At 71.7% G+C, this 17,259-nt stretch carries 13 protein-coding genes and 1 pseudogene; 5 read left to right on the top strand and 9 right to left on the bottom strand.

Annotation, left to right across the window (positions count from 1 at the left end; all coding sequences use genetic code 11):
• The first annotated feature begins 283 nt into the window (after positions 1-283).
• The 3 genes from Pflav_RS22335 to Pflav_RS43835 all read left to right on the top strand — a co-directional run bounded on the left by Pflav_RS22335 (position 284) and on the right by Pflav_RS43835 (position 2,188).
• Entirely contained in the window at positions 284-1,090 is an 807-nt protein-coding gene (locus Pflav_RS22335; RefSeq protein WP_232071757.1) for a helix-turn-helix transcriptional regulator, read from the top strand.
• A 178-nt stretch (positions 1,091-1,268) separates the two neighbouring features.
• Complete coding sequence (locus tag Pflav_RS43840; RefSeq protein WP_197938699.1) at positions 1,269-1,529, top strand: SDR family NAD(P)-dependent oxidoreductase; 261 nt, start codon at positions 1,269-1,271, stop codon at positions 1,527-1,529.
• Between the two features lie 80 nt (positions 1,530-1,609).
• Positions 1,610-2,188, top strand: a complete 579-nt coding sequence (locus Pflav_RS43835; protein ID WP_197938698.1) for a Rossmann-fold NAD(P)-binding domain-containing protein — start codon at positions 1,610-1,612, stop codon at positions 2,186-2,188.
• Here the strand turns inward: Pflav_RS43835 and Pflav_RS22325 are convergent.
• Complete coding sequence (locus tag Pflav_RS22325; RefSeq protein ID WP_173037922.1) at positions 2,125-3,084, bottom strand: carotenoid biosynthesis protein; 960 nt, start codon at positions 3,082-3,084, stop codon at positions 2,125-2,127. The two genes, Pflav_RS43835 and Pflav_RS22325, sit on opposite strands and share 64 nt — an antisense overlap.
• Positions 3,085-3,117: 33 nt before the next feature.
• The gene (locus Pflav_RS22320; protein ID WP_173037920.1) at positions 3,118-3,579 is read right to left on the bottom strand and encodes a molybdopterin cofactor-binding domain-containing protein; all 462 of its coding nucleotides are present in this window, start codon (positions 3,577-3,579) and stop codon (positions 3,118-3,120) included.
• Positions 3,580-3,814: 235 nt separating this feature from the next.
• On the opposite strand from Pflav_RS22320, the gene Pflav_RS22315 reads away from it, so the two are divergent.
• Positions 3,815-4,231: a hypothetical protein gene (locus Pflav_RS22315; protein WP_173037918.1), complete on the top strand. Its 417-nt coding sequence runs from the start codon at positions 3,815-3,817 to the stop codon at positions 4,229-4,231.
• Here Pflav_RS22315 and Pflav_RS22310 read toward each other — a convergent pair.
• From Pflav_RS22310 to Pflav_RS22285, 7 genes are all read right to left on the bottom strand, one after another.
• Complete coding sequence (locus Pflav_RS22310) at positions 4,215-4,733, bottom strand: SRPBCC family protein (protein ID WP_197938697.1); 519 nt, start codon at positions 4,731-4,733, stop codon at positions 4,215-4,217. The two genes, Pflav_RS22315 and Pflav_RS22310, sit on opposite strands and share 17 nt — an antisense overlap.
• Before the next feature lie 151 nt (positions 4,734-4,884).
• Entirely contained in the window at positions 4,885-5,286 is a 402-nt protein-coding gene (locus Pflav_RS48060; protein ID WP_332107883.1) for an FtsX-like permease family protein, read from the bottom strand.
• A gap of 1,430 nt (positions 5,287-6,716) precedes the next feature.
• On the bottom strand, positions 6,717-7,667 hold the full coding sequence (locus Pflav_RS48055) for a hypothetical protein (RefSeq protein WP_332107787.1): 951 nt from the start codon (positions 7,665-7,667) through the stop codon (positions 6,717-6,719).
• A complete protein-coding gene (locus Pflav_RS22300) occupies positions 7,664-10,822 on the bottom strand; it encodes an FtsX-like permease family protein (RefSeq protein WP_173037916.1) in 3,159 nt (1,052 codons plus the stop codon). The genes Pflav_RS48055 and Pflav_RS22300 overlap by 4 nt, the downstream gene beginning before the upstream one ends.
• A 19-nt stretch (positions 10,823-10,841) precedes the next feature.
• Positions 10,842-11,534: an ABC transporter ATP-binding protein gene (locus Pflav_RS22295; RefSeq protein ID WP_232071753.1), complete on the bottom strand. Its 693-nt coding sequence runs from the start codon at positions 11,532-11,534 to the stop codon at positions 10,842-10,844.
• Positions 11,531-12,457, bottom strand: coding sequence for an ABC transporter ATP-binding protein (locus tag Pflav_RS22290; RefSeq protein WP_173037914.1), 927 nt, complete (start codon positions 12,455-12,457; stop codon positions 11,531-11,533). The genes Pflav_RS22295 and Pflav_RS22290 overlap by 4 nt, the downstream gene beginning before the upstream one ends.
• Before the next feature lie 194 nt (positions 12,458-12,651).
• Positions 12,652-14,262, bottom strand: a complete 1,611-nt coding sequence (locus Pflav_RS22285) for an LCCL domain-containing protein (RefSeq protein WP_173037912.1) — start codon at positions 14,260-14,262, stop codon at positions 12,652-12,654.
• Between the two features lie 359 nt (positions 14,263-14,621).
• Here Pflav_RS22285 and Pflav_RS48050 point away from each other — a divergent pair.
• A pseudogene (locus tag Pflav_RS48050) lies at positions 14,622-17,036 on the top strand (peptidoglycan-binding protein); the annotation flags it as partial.
• Positions 17,037-17,259 lie beyond the last annotated feature (223 nt).

Here is a 17,259-nt window from a genome sequence, read left to right as displayed (position 1 = left end):
CCTTCCCCCTTCAGAGCCCGGCTCGGTTCAGTTGTACCGCTCGTCGCTGCGGCCAACCACGGATTCCGGATCCCCCTCTAACGTCAGCGGGCGAAGCGTCGAAGGGCCATGGATCGCCGAGTCATCGGGCGCCGGCGGCCAGGGGCAGACGGCCGCTCCCGGCATGAGGGGGATCGACGATCCCAGGATCCGCCCGGCCGGGCGAGGTAGAAAGAAAGTCATGATCGACAGAGTCGGGCTCGCCGGTTTCCTGCGACACCGCCGGGCGTCGCTGCAACCCGAGATGGTCGGCCTGCCGCGCGGGCACCGCCGCCGTACCAGTGGACTGCGCCGCGAGGAGGTCGCCTCCATCTGCAACATCTCGGTTGACTACTACAGCCGGCTGGAACGTGGGCGCGGACCGTTCCCCTCCGAAAAGCTGATCGACTCCATCGCCGACGGCTTGCATCTCTCCCTTGACGAGCGCGACCATCTTCTTCGCCTCGCTGGGCACAACCCGCCGAACCGCGGCTGCACCGGCAACCACATCAGCCCGGGCCTGCTGCGCATTTTCGACGGGATGATCGAAAGTCCCGTTGAGATCGTCACCGAGACCGGCGAGACGCTCCGCCAGAGCCCCCTCGCCCGCGCGCTCAACGGCGACCTCACCGGGTTCGTCGGACCAGACCGCGCCGTGGGATACCGCTGGTTTACCGACCCGACTTCCCGCAGCCGCTACCATCCCGGCGACCACGACCGAATTTCCCGTGTCTTCGCCGCCAAAGCGCGCTCGGTCGCCGCGTTACGCGGACCTGGCTCAAGGGCGGCCTGCCTCGTCGAGCGGTTGCGACGGGAGAGCCCGGAGTTCGCTGACCTCTGGAGCGAGCAGCAGGTCGGCGTCGAGTTCGACAAGGGCAACCGCATCATGCACCCCGAACTCGGGGTGATCACGGTCGCTTGCCATGTGTTGATCGACCCCGAACAGTCGCACTACTTCGTCGTGTACACCGCGGAGCCGTACACCGAGAGTGATGCGAAGCTGAAGCGCCTGGCCGAAGTGATCAAAGGTCCGCGAAGGTTGGCCGAGGCGCCCGCGCCCCAAACGACATAGCGCACAGGCGGATCGACAATCCGTGGTTGCCCGTTGGGGACGGCGGTAGAAAGGCTACATGAGTCGTCGAGCTGGCCGGCCGGATTCTTCGGCACGCAACGAATCGCAGCGACCTGAGGGCGTTGGCCTTCCTCGTCGCCAACCGCAAGCAGGCTTGTCCACTTCGGGCGGAGCGACCATGAAGCACACCATTGTCATGACCGGAGCCAGCCGCGGCATCGGGAATATCGCCGCCGTACGAATGCTGCGCGATACCGAGGACATGCACCTGGTCGTCACCACCAGGAACCGAGGCGACGACCTCGTCGCCCAACTGGTGCGCGACAGCGGCAACCGGCAGGTGAGCTGGGTCGACGCCGAGCTGTCGTCGTTGTCGTCGATCCGGTCGGCCGCCGCGGAGATCGCACACCGTCTCGACAGCGGCCTGCTTCCCCGCTGACCGGCTTCGTTGGTAACGCAGGCCTGCAACTGGCCAGCGGCAACCGAGCCACCGAAGACGGCATCGAGACCACCTTCGCGGTGAACGTGCTCGCCAACCACCTCTTCGTGCGGCTGCTCACCGACCACTTCGCCAAGCCGGCCCGGATCGTCATCACCACGTCTGACACACACTTCGGCGATCTCCGGCACAACATGGGCATGGTTCCGGCGCCGCAGTGGACGTCGCCGCGAGCCCTGATGACTCCTGGGACCACGAAGACGACCGACACTCTCACCGCCGGCCGGACCGCCTACTCCACCAGCAAACTTGCCGTGATCCACCAGGTGCACGAGTTCGCTCGCCAACTGCCGGCCGAAGTGGAGATCTACTCCTGGAACCCGGGATTCGTCCCCGGCACCGGTCTGGTCCGTGATGCCAGTGCCGTTCAGCGTTTCGCGATGAAGTGGGTCATGCCGCTGATGACTCTCACTCCGCTGTCAGTCAGCGCCAAGACCGCGGGTACGTACCTTGCTCGCCTGATGGTGCGCGGCCATTCCGCAGACAGCGGCGCCTACATCAGTTTGGGTACGGCGGAAAGGTCGTCTCAAGAGTCCTACAACCCCGATCGGGAACGGGAACTCTGGCGGGAGTGCGAGAAGGTCTGCGACCTTTCCTGAGCAACGAACGCGTTGCCGCTCGAGCGTTCGCCTTGAACCCCGTCGAGTTTTTCCGCCCGGCTTACGAGCAGGACGCTCAGCAGGGAAACGAACCACATGGTGAAGATCGCGACCAGCGTCATGCTGTGATAGATGTCGAGGGTGTGCCACTGCTGCCCTACTGGATCGGTGGCAATAGCGTCGCCCTGGGTCACGGAGCGAAGTGTCCACGGCAGGCTGGTCGTGAAGTACGCCACGATCACCTGATACCAGTGGTTCCGGTTGGCAGTTCGCGTCTCAAGTTCTTCGAGCCTTACCGCGGAATCGCGCTTTGCCACGTAGACCGCGAAGAGTTGGAAGATGGTGTAGACGCACAGGAACCATCCCATGAAATTAAGGAAGGGCACGCCGAAATAGCCGCCTCCGTCCTCCCAGATCCAGGAGCCCATGACAGTGGAGGTGATCGGATCCATGATCAGATCCCACATCACCATCACGAAACTGGCGATCAGCGGCAGAAAGAAGATGTCACGGCCACGAGGCCTCGCGCCGAAGATGCCGAGCAGGATGTGGGCGATCGACCACGCGAAGTATCCCGAGGCGAAGTAGGAGGGTGCGATCAGCGCGGGCACGAGGAACAGCTTGGGGCCGAGGACGTCGGTGTAGTAGTAGTCGCCGAAGGGGAACCCCGTCAGCACGCTGAGATTCTCGTAGGAGTTGCTGACGACGAAGGCGATCACGGCGAACGCTATGAAAGCCGTGACGCTGTAGCGGCGCAGTGCGTGCATCGTCGTGATGACGACAAGCAGAACGACGCTCAGGGCGGGTATCGGGTGGTCGAGAAGCGTTGTTCCCAGCGCCACCAGAAAATACGCGGCTATGATCCACCACAAAATCGTGGTCCGGCGGTCTCGCATCGATAAACTCCTACTCGGAGAGGCGCGACGGGGCTACAGCAGCTTGTCGAGAGTGATGGGAACGTCGTGGATCCGCTTCCCCGTGGCGTTGTAGATGGCGTTGCCGATCGCGGCGGCCGAGCCGACGTTGCCGATCTCTCCGCATCCGCGGGCGCCGAGGCCGTTGACGACCGGGTCGGGCCGATCGATGAAATGGACGTCGATCTCGGGCACGTCGGCGTTGACCGGAACCATGTAGTCGGCCAGGTTGCTGCCTGCCAGCCGACCGGTGTCCCGTTCGAGGGGGTTGTCCTCCAGCAGCGCGTAGCCGATGCCGAAGATGACGCCACCGGTGATCTGGCTTCGGGCGGCCTGGGCGTTGACGACGCGGCCGATGTCCACAACGGTGGTGAAGCGGGTGACGCGAGGTTCGCCGGCTGCGGCGAGGCCACCACCCAGAACGGCTCGCCGCGACGCGGTTGCCCAGTTAGGGGCAGCGTCCTCATGCGGACTCATCACGTTCTCCCGAGGGCTCGCGGTCGATTCGGCTCAGCTGCCGACTCACTCTGTTCGCTGAACCGGATGTTTGCCAGGGCCTGCCAATCCGAGGTTGGGGTGTACTTCGCGGTGCCGGGGCGAAGGGGGGATCGCTGGGCCGTGGCTGATCGCCCGTGCCGGTAGTAGACATATGGCAACGCGCCGAAGGGCCGAAGTCACGATATCGGCGCTGTCATCCAGGAAAGAGAGAACGATGACTGACTACGTCGCGATCGTCAAGGAATACAACACCTTCATCGAGTCCACGATGCTCGATGAACCTGCGTTCCATGCGGGACTGTCCACCTACGTCACCAACCAATCGGTTCTCGTCGAGCCAGACAGCATCTTCGGTCGCCTCGAAGGATTCGAAGGGTGGAGCCAGTGGCGCACCGCTGCGGCTGACATGGCGGGGCGCAGCGGGGTCCGGTTCACGACCAGCGGATCGCGTTGTTTCCAGGACGGCAACACGGTGCTGCACTACTACGAGGTCGAATTCTCTGCCCGCGAGGGCCACCCCGACGGCTGGCGGACTTCGATCATCGAACGCTACGACTTCGTAGGAGAAAAAATCGGCCAACTAGCTGCCTATTACGCCGATACAACAGCCTTCGTCAACTTCTTCTCCTAAGGGGCGAGGCCCCTGGGCGCACAGTCCCGGCAGAGATCGCCGCCTCGCGGGCGAGGCCCTCGGCCATGCTACGCATCGTCTCTGCCATGGTGCGCCGCATGATGAGATGCAGATCGGTCGCGACGTCGTAGGAGCCGTGCCAGGTGACCAACGTTCCGCCACCCGGCTCTTCGGTGAGCAGGATCTCCGCCCGGTAGTTCGTGAGGACCGGGTTGCTGACGCCCTCGTAGGTGAACGCCTCCGGCGGACGCAGATCGACGATGCGCTCGCTGGTGACCACACTGCCTGTGCGGAACGCGCGTACGGCGCCGACCGTGTCGAGACCGTTCGGCGACGACTGCTCGGTCACGAGCGCGTCAACGGTCCCCCACCGGGGCCAGCTGTGCGCGTCGACGAGAAGTGACCACAGCCGCGAGGGCGGGGCGACCGATGTCGCCGTCACGCGGTAGGAATCCCTCACCGTCGCCTGCCGAGGATCGTATTCCGGTCCGTTGCGTGCCACTGGTCGCTCCTGGGGTCGGGTCGGCGATCGACAGCGGCTGCGATCGGTTGCGGCCGCTGATCCCAGGATGCAGCCACCGTTACCGTCAAACCAGGGTCGGCCGATCCGATGCTCCAGCGCGACGCATAGGTCGTCTGGGCCCTGAGGCCGGCTATCCGCCGCCGGCGCGGAGGAGTTCGCTCAGCCGGCGCCGGCGGCGCAGCGCCGACTCGATCGGCACCACCACGGTGACCGCCGCCAGGAGCGTGAGGGCGAGCAGGCCGGCGCCCCACCACGCCACCATCACCGCCGGGTCGGTGGGCGACCCGATGAGCAGGCGGAGCGCCAGCGGGCCGAACGTCAGGTGGGCGAGCAGGACCCCCAGCAGCGGCCCGGCGATCGCGGCGACCGCCACCGGCGGCAGCAGTTCGCCCGCGGCGACCCATCGGGCTTCGCGCAGCCGCAGGCCGAGGGTCCGCAACCGGCTCAGGGTCAGCCACCGTTCCGGGGCACCGGCGGCCGCGCCCAGCGTGAGCCCCAGCAGCCCGAGGGCGGCCAGGGCGGCGGCCGACATCCACGCCAGTCGCAGCAGGCCGGCCGTCAGCGGAGCCGTGCGGCGCTCGTGCAGCACGTCCGCACGTACCACGGCGGTCGCGCCCTCGGCGTGAGCGGCGACGGCCTGAGCGGCGCCGGGTCCGGTGACCCAGACGGTGTTCGGGACGGCCGGCACGCCGGCGGCGGTGAGGGCCGAAGCGTCCACGATGACCACGTCCGCGGTGTCGCCAACGGCGGGTGCCGTCCCGACGGCCGTCAGCCGCAGGGCCGGTTCGTCATCGCCGCGTGGCAGCTGCAGCCGCATCCCGGGCAGCAGGCTCCGGTCACCCGATCGCACCAGCGCCGGCACGTCGTCCTGGCCGGTCGGCGCGAGCCGCGCAAGCTCCGGTGCGTCCGGCACTGGGATGGAGGCCAGCAGCCGCTGGAACGCCGCCGCGTCCACGATCACCAGGCGCGGGGTGACGAGGGTCGACTCGGTGGTGACCCGCGCGTTGTCGGTCACCTGCGCGGCGACCGCCTGCCGGACTCCGGGTGTCGCGGCGATGCTGCGCCCGACCGCGTTCATGTCGATACCCGCGGCGGGATTGGCATCGAGACGGGCGTCGGCGCCGACGGTGCGCCAGGCCCCGTCCGCGAGTCCTCGCCTGGCCGTGGCGTCGAAGGTGAGGGCGTACGTGGCCAGCGCGACGGAGGCGACCATCACCAGCAGCGGCAGCGCGTGGGTGGAGGTCGCCGCGGCCCGCGCGGTGCCGAGTGCCGCCAGCGGGCGCCGTGAGCGCAGGGCCCGCCGCAGCGCGAACGTGGTAGCGGCGGGTAGCAGCCGCAGCAGGACGAGCGCGCCGGCGAGGATGCCGAGGGCGGGCGCGCCCGAGGGGAGCGCCGCGCCGCTGTCCTGTGTGGACCAGGCGCCGGTCGCGCCGCCGGGCGTGGCCGGGAGGATTCCGCGCTGGTGTAGGGCGACCAGCGCGGCGACCGCGGTGACCACGATCGCGGCCTCCAGCGCGGCGCGGCGCAGCTGGGCGGTCTGGCGGAGCCAGCGGCGCGCGGTCCGGTTGGCCGGGGCACGCACGTCGCGGGTCGACCGGGCGGCCAGGAGCGTGCCTAAGCCTGGTCCCGCGGCGATGGCGGCGAGGGCGACCGGGATCGTCCACCACAAGGAGACGCCGGGGGTGGCCATGCGGGCCAGCGCGAGCCCGGCCGCGGCGGCCGCCACCGTGACGGCCGCGGACTCGATGAGCAGCTCGGCGGCGAGGTCGGGCAGTCCGGCCCCGCGCTGCCGGGCGGCGGTCAGCGCCTGGGCACGGCGGCGGGCCAGCAGGTCCGCGGCCAGCAGCAGGATCAGCACGGCGCCGGCCAGGACGCCGATCAGCAGCACGGACGCCTGCGCGGACGCCGCGTTGATCCGGGTCTGGACATCGCGGAGTACCAGGTCGAGCTGCGTCTCCCACTTCAGTGTCGTGTCGCCGACGTTGGAGGAGCCGGAGGTCGCCTTGAGGGTGACGAGGGCCGCCGCGATCGCCTCGGAGGTGTCCGAGCCGAGCGCGTCCGGGTCGGGGGTGAAGCGTACGGCGCGATCGAGCTCGTCCTGGTCGAAGGCGAGCCGCGCGTCGGGCAGCGAGTCCGGGGAGAGCAGGCCGCCGAGCCGGGTGGTGCCCACGCCGTCCGCGCCGGCCGCCGGTTGCAGCAGCCAGGGGCGAGCCGCCAGGTGGGGTCGTTGCTGTCCGTCGCCCGGAAGATGCCGCTGACGACGACGTTCTTGACCCGCCGGTACTGGTCGGCGAGCGGGATGCGGTCACCGGGGCCGAGGTCGAGGGCGGCGGCGTCCGCTTCGGAGAGTCCGACCTGCACCGGCCAGGGCGGCCCGTCGTAGGGGGCGGTGACGCTGGCGTCGTCGGATGGCACGGCGGGCGCCGGTGGGCCGCCCGCGATCCAGGAGACCTGCGTGTCGCTGTAGGCCCCGCGCTCGTCGAGGAGGTACGCGAGCTGGAAGGTACGCAGCAGGCTGCCATCGGTGACCTTGAGGGTGGGGCTGGTGACCATGGCGACCGGCGGGCCGAGCACGGCGCGCAGCCCCGGGTCGAGCGCCCCCACGGCCTGGTCGCGGAAGTCCTCGATGTCGGCGGCGAGGTGGGGAGTGCGGGCCCGGCCGCCGCCGGGCGCGTCGTCGTACGGCCAGCGGGCGTGGGCCGTGACGTCGGCGTTCCGGCCGGCGGTACGGGCCGCGTCCTGTACCGCGTCGTCGGCCGCGGCCCGCAGCAGCGGTGGGGCGGCGCCGGCGAGCAGCGTGACGACCACCACGACGGCGGCGACCAGTGCCAGCGGGCCGGCATCGGCGCGGCCCCGGCCGCGGACGCTGGGCCAGTGGATCGCGGGCAGGCGTGGTACGCCGAGACGGATCATGACGTCACCCGCAGGTGCGCCGCGTCGGCGCGGTTGGCCTGCGCCACCACCACGACGGTGGCGGCGAGCACGCACCCGGCCAGCAGCACGGCCAGCAGTGCGGCCTCGGCGGCCCACGGCCAGGTGGATACGACCGCCGGGACCGGCGCGGCGCCGGTGTCGGAGCGGACCATCAGGGGCGCCACGAGGTGGGTGGCGAGGGCGCCGACGACCGCACCGGCCATCAGCAGCGGGAGCAGGATCCCAGCGTGCTGGCCGAGCAGGACGGCGCGGATCTCCCGGCGGTACATCCCGAGGCCCCGCAACCGTGCTACCTCGACGGCGCGGACCCGCAGGTCGAAGGTCACGTGGAGGACGACGCCGGCGAAGAGCAGCAGTGTCGCGGCGGGGACGAGCAGCCGCAGCGCGGCCGGCAGCCCAGCGCTTGGCGGGCTGCCGGCGAGGCGGGCGGCCTCTGCGGCGCGGGTGCTGACGGCACCGAGGTACAGGTCCGCGGCGCGTGCCGCCGCGTCGGCACGGGCCGGCTTCCCGACCCACCAGGCGTCCATCGGGAACTCGAGATTCCCGGTGACGGCGAGCGCGCGGGACAGGGTGTCCACGTCGGCCAGGATCGCGGCCGCGCCCGGGGCGCCCGGCACGGTGGGCAGGATCTCGGCGACCTCGATCGTGACGGGCGTCGTGCCGATGGAGAGGCTGAGCTCGGATCCTTTGTGGACATTGAGCTCGTCGGCGAAGCGGGTGGAGACGGCGACGGGCACCGGTCCGGGGTCGGGGAAGGCGCTCGCGACGAGCGTGCGGGCGGCGACCTCAGGGCCGGTGAGCTGCACCGTCGCCGTCATCGTCAGCCGGGTGCCGGCGGAGGTGCCGGTGACGGCGACGGCGGGACGGGCGATCTGTCCGGGTTCGGGTGGTGCCGAGGTGGCGGTCCAGGGGGACGCGGGCGCGGCGCCGGGCACGGTGAGCGTGACGGCGATGTCGCCGCCGGCGGCGCCGGGCAGGCCGGCGACCGGCAGGACGACGGCGACCAGCCGCAGGCCGTCGACGGGCGCGCAGTCCGGCAGCCGGTACGTCCTGCCGTCAAGGGGGATCGTCTCCCCGTTGCAGGCGGTGCGCAGGCCGGTGGCGTCCTGCAGCAGCAGCCTGGGTGTCACGGCCAGCGGCGTACCGCCGGTCGCCGTACCGGTGATCGCGAGCGGCGCACCGGCCGGCACGGGGACGCCCGCCGCCGGGGCCGGTGGTGCGAGGGCGGCGCCGACATCGGCCCAGGTGCGGTCGCCGTCCAGCCGGCCGCGTAGCAGGGCTCCGGCGCGGGTGGTGTCGACCGCGACCAGCCGCGGCGGTTCGCCCGCGCTGCCGATCCACTGCCCGACGGCGATGCCGCGGTCGACGGCCGGGCTCGCGGTGCCCCCGGTCGCCGCGGTGACAGCCGCACCGTCCGCGGCGCGGGGCGCCGCGGCCAGGGTGAGGGTGAGATCGGTGCCGACCGACAGGTCGGCCTGGTCGCGCTGCGAGCGTTCCCAGGTGGCGTTGAGGGCGATCCCGAACGTGCCCGCCGCGCAGGCCAGGCCGATCAGCAGGCCGGCGGCCATTGCGTGGGAGCGGCGGGCGGCTTCGATCGCGGCCAGCGGAAACGCCAGCCCGCGGGCCTTGCGGGCCAGCCGGTCGACGCCGCGCAGCGCGTGCGGGGCCACCCGCAGCGCCAGCGCGGCACCGGCGGTGAGCACCAGCGCGGGGGCGAGCACGCGGACCGCGTCGGCGCGGGCGCCGGAGCCGGTGGGCTGGGCGTCCATCTGCCACCAGCCGATGGCGGCGAGCGCCACGAGCAGCAGGTCGGCACCGGACCGGGCCAGCAGTTCGCGGCGGTGGTGGCGTTCGCCGCCGTCGGGTGCGCGCCGGATCGCGAGGACGACGAGCACCGCGGCGAGCGCCACCGCACCGGCGGCGACCGCGAGCACCTGCGCGCCGTTGACGCCCGGACCGACGGCGAGCCCGGCCCCGGACAGCGGCGGCAGGTGGGTCAGGCCAGCGTGCGACGCGGACGACGCGGGTATCGCGATGGCCCCGGCGAGCACGGCGAGCGCACTACCCTCGACGGTCGCGGCGGCGGCGAACTGGCCGCGGCCGACGCCCAGGGCGGACAGCAGGGTGCTCTCCGCCGTCCGCACGCCGGCGGTGAGCCGCCCGGCCAGCGCGAGGGCGGTCGCGGCCAGGACACAGCCGAGGACGGCGACGGCGAGGACCGCGGCGGCCGTGACCTGCTGCTGCTGGCGGGCGTGGTCCAGGGTCAGCGGGAGCCGGGACTCGACGCGCTGGATCCGTACCCGGTCGGCGAGGGCCCGTTCCAGCCGGCGGTCGGCGTCGGCCACGTTTCGGGTGACGGCGTCCAGGTCGCGGCGCTCGGGGTGGGACAGGTCGGGACGGGCGGTGACCTCCAGCCGGCCGAGGACCGAGTCGCTGGCGTACAGGTCGGCGAGGTCGACGAGGAACGGCCCGTACGCGTGGACCGTGCTCCGGCCGTCCTGGTACGCGAGGTCGTAGCCGGCGCCGGCGAGCGGGTCGCGGTCCCAGCCGGTACCCGGAAGCGGGCGCGCGACGCCGACGACGGTGACGTCCAAGGCCCGGCCTGGCTCGAGGGAGCGCTCTTCGCCGAGGTGGACCCGGCTGCCGGGGGAGAGTTTGAGCATCCGCGCGGTGGACTCGAGCACGACGGCCTCCGGCGCCGCCGCGGGGTCGGTCGTGGCCCGCGGCCACCGTCCGGCGGCCAGCAGGGCGCGGGCCGGCAGGTCGTCCAAGCCGGACAGGTACGTCTCGGCCGGCATCCCGCCCACCTCGGGGCCGATCGGCAGCGAGCGCATCACGGACGACGCGCGCGTGGTGGTCGTGGTGGGAAAGGGCGCGAGCGCCGAGGTAAGCACGTCGCGCGTGTCGGCTGCCACCGACCGCCCGTCGGAGCTGCGGACGGCGACGGTGTACGCGGTGGCCTTGACGTCGTCGGCGTCGGCGCGGGCGGCGACGACCTCCAGCGCCTGTGTTGCGGTGCGGGTGACGAGGAGGGCGCAGGTGCCCAGCAGCGTGGCGCCGATCGTGACGATCGCGAGGAGGGCGGCGAGCAGCGGCCACTGCGCGCGAGTGCGGCGGGCGAGCAACCTCAGCACGGGGCACACCGAGCGGCGGTCAAGGGTCGACCTGCCCGTCGTGCATCCGCATCACCCGGTCGGCCAGCGCCATCATCACCGGGTCGTGCGTGGAGACCAGCACCGTCACGCCCTCGGACTCCACCACCCCGCGCAGCAGCGCCATCACCGACAGGCCGGTCTCTGCGTCCAATTGCCCCGTCGGCTCGTCGGCTATCACCAGCCGTGGCGAGGCCGCCAGCGCTCGGGCGATCGCCACCCGCTGCTGCTGGCCGCCGGACAGCTCGGCCGGGCGCTGCTCGCCGTGGTCGGCCAGGCCGACCAGCTCGAGCAACAGCTCCACCCGCCGCTCGCGCTCCGCGGTCGGCATGCGGGCCAGCCGGAGGGGAACGCCGACGTTCTCGGCGGCGGTCATCACCGGGATCAACCCGAACGTCTGGAACACGTAGGCGACCTTCGCACGCCGCAACTGGGACAGGCCGTCGTCGTCGAGCCCCGTGACCTCGGCGCCGTCGACGACGACTGTGCCGGCATCCGGGTGATCCAGCCCGCCGACGATGTTGAGCAGCGTCGTCTTGCCCGAGCCGGACCGGCCGACCAGCGCGACCATGGTGCCGGCGGTGACGTCGAAGGACACATCCCGAAGGGCGTGGACCGCAGTCGGTCCGGAGCCGAAACTCCGGTGGACGCCGCGCACGGTGACAAGCGGCCCGCCGGCCAGGTCGCCGCTCACGCGTCGCCGCCGACGTCCGGGCGGATCTCGACCCGGTCGGCCTCCAACGCGAGCCGGACCCGCCTGGTCAGCGCCAGCGCTTCGCGGTAGTCGCGCGGCACCTGGACCCGCCCGGCCCGGTCCATCACGGCGTACTCCTCCGCGATCACGTGCGTGCCGCCGTCGGCGCCGGTGGCGGTGCGGCGCAGCACCTCGCTGCTGGTACGGCCGTCCCGGATCGCCACCGTCCGTTCCACCTGGCCGCTCACCTCTGGGTCATGGGTCACAACGACGACGGTGACGCCGAACTGCCGGTTGACGTGCCGCAGTGCCTGGAAGACCTCGGCGGAGGTGGCCGCGTCCAGCTCGCCGGTGGGCTCGTCGGCGAACAGGACCCGCGGCTGGTTGGCGAGCGCCACCGCGATGGCGACCCGCATCTGCTCGCCGCCGGACAGCTGGGCCGGCCGCCGGTCGCCGCAGTCCGCGACGCCGAGCGCGTCCAGCAGCTCGGCGGCGCGCGCGCGGCGGTCCCGGGCCGGTGTGCGGGCCGCCGTCATCGGCAGGTCGACCATCTGGCGCGCGGTCAGGTAGGGCACGAGGTTGCTCGCCGTCTGCTGCCGGACGAACCCGACGGTGTGCCGCCGGTAGTGCACGCGGTCGGCCCGGGACATCGCTAGCAGGTTCCACCGGTCGACGCGCGCCCGGCCGGCGGTGGGGGCGTCGATCCCGGCGAGGATGGACAGTAACGTCGACTTGCCCGAACCGGAGGCGCCAACGACGGCGATCATCTCGCCGCGGTCGACGACCAGGTCGAGACCTTGCAGCGCCTGCACCTCGACCGATCCGGTCTGGTAGATCCGGACCAGGCTCTCGCAGGCGATCAAGGTGTCCGGGCCCAACTCCGGTGTCCGCTGGGGCGGCACGGACAGCAGCGGCTTGGACATCCCCCTCCTCCGGCCGACAAGCGCCAGCGTCGGGTCAGATCCTTACCGCCACGATCGGGGACGTCAATGCCGGGGCACGCGCCGGGATATGCGTCAGGCGTCCGCTCGCCGACGGCCCGGCGCTACGCAAACCTGTGTAGCGGCGGGCCGCCGTCGCGTTACTCGCGCTGGTCCCGTACGGGACCGGCGGTGGGTCAGCTGACCGTGAAGCCCGGGTACGAGTACCCGTAGGAGCTGGTCGTCACGCCGTTCGCGGTGGTGCCGGCGTAGGACGCGGTGCCGCTGTTGGGGGTGACGGTGACGGTGCCACCGGCCGCCCTGGTGATGACGCCGGCGTGGACGGCGGCGGTGCAGATCGACGAGCTGTCGGCGTAGGTGCCGGTGCCCGTGACCGCGTAGAAGGAGCCGCCGGCCGGGCAGATGAACGTGAAGCTCCCGGCCCTGCCGCGCAACTCGGCGGCGGTGCGGTTCCAGCCGATCCCGCCGGGGGCGGTGGTGCCGCCGGCGAACGTGTATCCGGGGTACGAGTATCCGTACGAGTTCGTCGTGGCGCCGTTGCGGGTCGTTCCGATGTAGAACGCCGTGCCGGCGGTCGGGGTGATCGTGACCGGGCCGCCGGCGGCGACGGTGATGACGCCGGCGTGGACGGCGGCGGTGCAGATCGACGAGTCGTCGCTGTAGGTGAAGGTGCCGGTGGTGGCGTAGAAGGAGCCGCCGGCCGGGCAGATGAACGTGAAGGGCCCGGTGCGGCTGCGGAACTCGGACGCGCCGCGGTTCCAGCCGATCGCGCCGGGAGCGGTGGTGCCGCCGGCGACGGTGAATCCGGGGGCGGAGTAGCCGTACGAGTTGGTGGTCACGCCGTTGCGGGTCGTGCCGTAGTAGAACGCGGTGCCGGCGTCCGGCGTGATGGTCACCGGGCCGCCGGTGGCGATCGTGATGACGCCGGCGTGGGCCGCGGCGGTGCAGATCGACGAACCGTCGGTGTAGGTGAAGGTGCCGGTGGTGGCGTAGGAGGACCCGCCGGCCGGGCAGATGAACGTGAACGTCCCGCCCCTGCCGCGGAACTCGGACGCGCCGCGGTTCCAGCCGATCCCGCCCGGGTCGGTGGTGCCGCCGAGGATCGTGAATCCTGGGTACGAGTAGCCGTACGAGTTGGTGGTCACGCCGTTGCGGGTCGTGCCGTAGTAGAAGGCGGTGCCGGTCGTGGGGGTGATCGTGACCTGCCCGCCGGAGGCGGCGGTGATGACGCCGGCGTGGGCTGCGGCGGTGCAGATCGACGAGCTGTCGGTGTAGGTGAAGGTGCCGTCGGTGGCGTAGTAGGAGCCGCCGGCCGGGCAGATGAACGTGAACGTCCCGCCCCTGCCGCGGAACTCGGACGCGCCGCGGTTCCAGCCGATCCCGCCCGGGTCGGTGGTGCCGTCGACGATCGTGAATCCTGGGTACGAGTAGCCGTACGAGCTGGTGGTCACGCCGTTGCGGGTCGTGCCGTAGTAGAACGCGGTGCCGGCGTTCGGGGTGATCGTGACGAAGCCGCCGGTGGCGACGGTGATGACGCCGGCGTGGGCCGCCGCGCTGCAGATCGACGAGCTGTCGGTGTAGGTGAACGTGCCGGTGGTGGCGTAGACGGAGCCAGCCGCCGGGCAGATGACGGTGACGTCGCCGGTCATGCCGCGGTACGCGGAAGCGTTCGTGCCCCAGGTGACGATGTCGATCGCGTGCGCCGGGGTGCTGGCGGCGACGAGGGCGGTCGGGGTGAGGACGAGGATGGTGACGATCAACTTCCAGATCCGCGGGAATTTGCGCATGGGTCCCCCTGGTGGTGGATGTCGGACGCGAGCGTTGCGGAGCGTAGGAGGAGTTCGAGCACGCCGGAGTACAGGATGGGCATCCTGACTGGCGGCATGCGTGAGTTGACGCGATCGGCCAGCAAGCGCGCCATTGACCCTTCACGCGGTCCCCAGCCGGGGCACCGGCGCCGCTTTCGTCCGAGCCACGGTCCCGCCTGACCTCGAACTCGCCAAGATTGCGTTCCGAAACGTGGGCAGTGGGAGGCGAAAGATGGGTACGCGCTGCCGATTTCCGTGACGGCCGAGGGGCGTTGGCTGGTCCTGAGAAAAGGGGGCCGGAGTGCGCCCGCCGGACGGCACGGACAGGAGCCTGAACGATGCAGCCACCTGGCATTGGTCCGAGGGACCGCGACGCCTCGACCGGCGACGGTGGGGGCGCGCCAGTGCCACCGGATGGGCAGGCGCCGGTCGCGGACGTGGTCGTCGTGCACCGGGCACTGGAGGCGATCGGCATTGAGTTCGACGAGGCCGAGCGGGACGCCGCCGAGGTCGGACCGTCGACCCGGGCGGCGCTGATCCGGGTACAGCTGCTGCTGGGTCTGCCACCGACCGGCGAGCCGGACCGGACCACGGTAGAGCTGGCCTCGGCGGCGGTGGAGCGGCTCCGCGACCGGCCCAAGGCCGCGGCCCCAGGACCGGGGGAGTCGCTGGTCGAGGGGACGGTCTACGACGCCGACGGGTTTCCCCTGGCCGGGGTCACCGTGGTGGCGCGCCGACGCACCTTACGGGACGCCGTCGAACTGGCTCGGAGCGGCACCGACGCCGACGGCCGCTACTCGATCGTCTATCCGACGCCGGTCGACCCGAGCGCACCCAAGGCCGGAACGAGCGGCGTGGACCTGCAACTCGACGTGGTCGATGCCACGGGTGCGCTGGTGTTCCGCTCGCCGGTGCGGCACAATGTGCCGCCGCTGCTGGAGGAGACGCTGGCGCTGGGCGGAGCCGACCGGGTGGGCCCAGCCGAGCACGCACGCGTGAGCGAGGCCGTGGCGCGGCTGCTCGGGACGCTGCGTCCTGAGGAGATCGTCGAGAGCGGCGAGCACCGCGACCTCACCTACCTGGCCGAGGCCACCGGCACCGACAAGGCGCACGTCGCGTTCCACTCGATCGCGGCGCGGCTCGCCGGCCGGACCGGCTTGCCCGGCGACCTGTTCTACGCCTTGTTCCGGCAGGGCGTGCCGGCCGACGCCGAGACTTCGGCGCTGGCCGACACCACCGCCGGGGTGGACCTGACGGTCAACGGCGACCGCCTGCTGTCGGCGGTCTTCGCCGCCGATCCCGAAGTGCGCCTACAGGCCGTCGACGCCGCGGTGGCCGCCGGCGTGGTGTCGCCGGGCTACGCCAAGCGCGCCAAGGACGACCTGGCCAACCTCCACGCCCAGGCCAAGCACGCCGCACTCGCGGCGCCGGTCGGCACCTACAAGACGCCGGTCGGCCAGGTGCTGGACGCCGCGGGTGTGCCGACCGCCAAGCAGGAGCGGTTCGTGGCCGACCTGCGCGCCTCGCGCACTCCCGGTCCGGCGTTCTGGGAGGAACTGGCGAAGCAACCCGGCTACACGGTGCCGGAGGTGGAGACGTTGCGCTTCACCATGACCGTCGCGCAGGTGGGTCGGGGACATCTCCCGCTGCTCAAGCGGTTGCTTGCTGCCCGCCAGGCGGGCACGCGGACGCACACCCGCGACCTGGCCCGGTTGAGCGCCACCCAGTGGCGGGTGGTGCTCACCGACACCAGCGAAGGGCCACCGATCGGCGTGCCCCCGAACTTCACCGCCGCCAACGGGGAAACCGCCCTGGACGCGTACGCCCAGTTGCTCGAACGTGGCTTCGAGCGGCACCACCCGACCGCCGCGTTTTCGGCCCGGCTGGCCGACGACCAGGCGAGCCCGGTGCCGGCCAAGGCTGCCGTCACCGTGTTCCTGGACGGCCAGCCGGCGTTCGACCTGCGCCGGACCGACGTCGACCGCTACCTCAAGGACAACCCGGCAGCCGCCAAACCGGCCGACCGCCCCGCCCTGCGTGAGTCCTTGCTGCTGAGCCAGCGGATGGCCAAGGTGGCCGGCCGGTACGCCGTCGCCCGCCCGCTGCTGGCCGACAAGCTGCACTCGGCCCAGCACGTGTACGCCATGGGCCGCTCGGCGTTTCTGCGCAAGTACGCCAGCCACGCGGACGTCGGCCCGGTGCAGGCGGCCCGGGTCTTCGCGCGGGCCGAGCAGAGCTACGCCACGGCGCTGTCCCTGGCGATGAACCTCAACGTCGAGCTGGCCGGGGCCAATCCGGCCGCCCTGGGCCCGACGCCGGGCGAGACCGTCCACAGTGGCGTGTCAAACCTGGCCGACTTCCCCAACCTCCAGAGCCTGTTCGGGTCGCTGGACCGGAGCACCAGCCCGCACTGCCGCTCGGTGCTCAGCCCGGCCGCCTACTTCACCGACCTGCTGCACTTCCTGTCCCAGCGCCACGTGGGCGGCGTCGATTTCAAGAACCTCCTGCTGTACCGCCGTCCTGACCTCGCGCAGATCGAGCTGAGCTGCGCCAACAGCACCACGCTGATGCCGCAGCTGGACCTGGTCAACGAGATCCTTGAAGACGCCGTCGCGCCGCCGGCCAACCCCGCCGCCGCCGCGCGGCAACGGCAGACCACGTTGACCGCCGAGGAGTTGGGCGCGCAACCGGAGTACACCAACAACGCCGCCTACGCGAAGCTGGCGTCCGCGGTGTTCCCGTGGCGGCTGCCGTTCGATCTGCCACTGGCTGAGTCCCGCGCCTATCTGGGGATGCTCGACACCAGCCGGGTGCAGCTGCTGCACACGTTCCGGCCACCGGCCCAGCCCGGCTCGGCCGCGTCGGTCGCGCTCGCCGTCGAGGGCCTGGGCATGTCCGCGCTGGAGGCCGACATCGTCACGGCAGGCCCGTCAGTGGCCGCCCGCAAGTCCTGGGAGTACTGGGGACTGGCCGAGA

This window comes from Phytohabitans flavus (assembly GCF_011764545.1).
Taxonomy (GTDB): Bacteria; Actinomycetota; Actinomycetes; order Mycobacteriales; family Micromonosporaceae; genus Phytohabitans; species Phytohabitans flavus.
The sequence above is the reverse complement of the archived record's forward strand: the minus strand, read 5'-3'. Positions and strand labels throughout refer to the sequence as shown.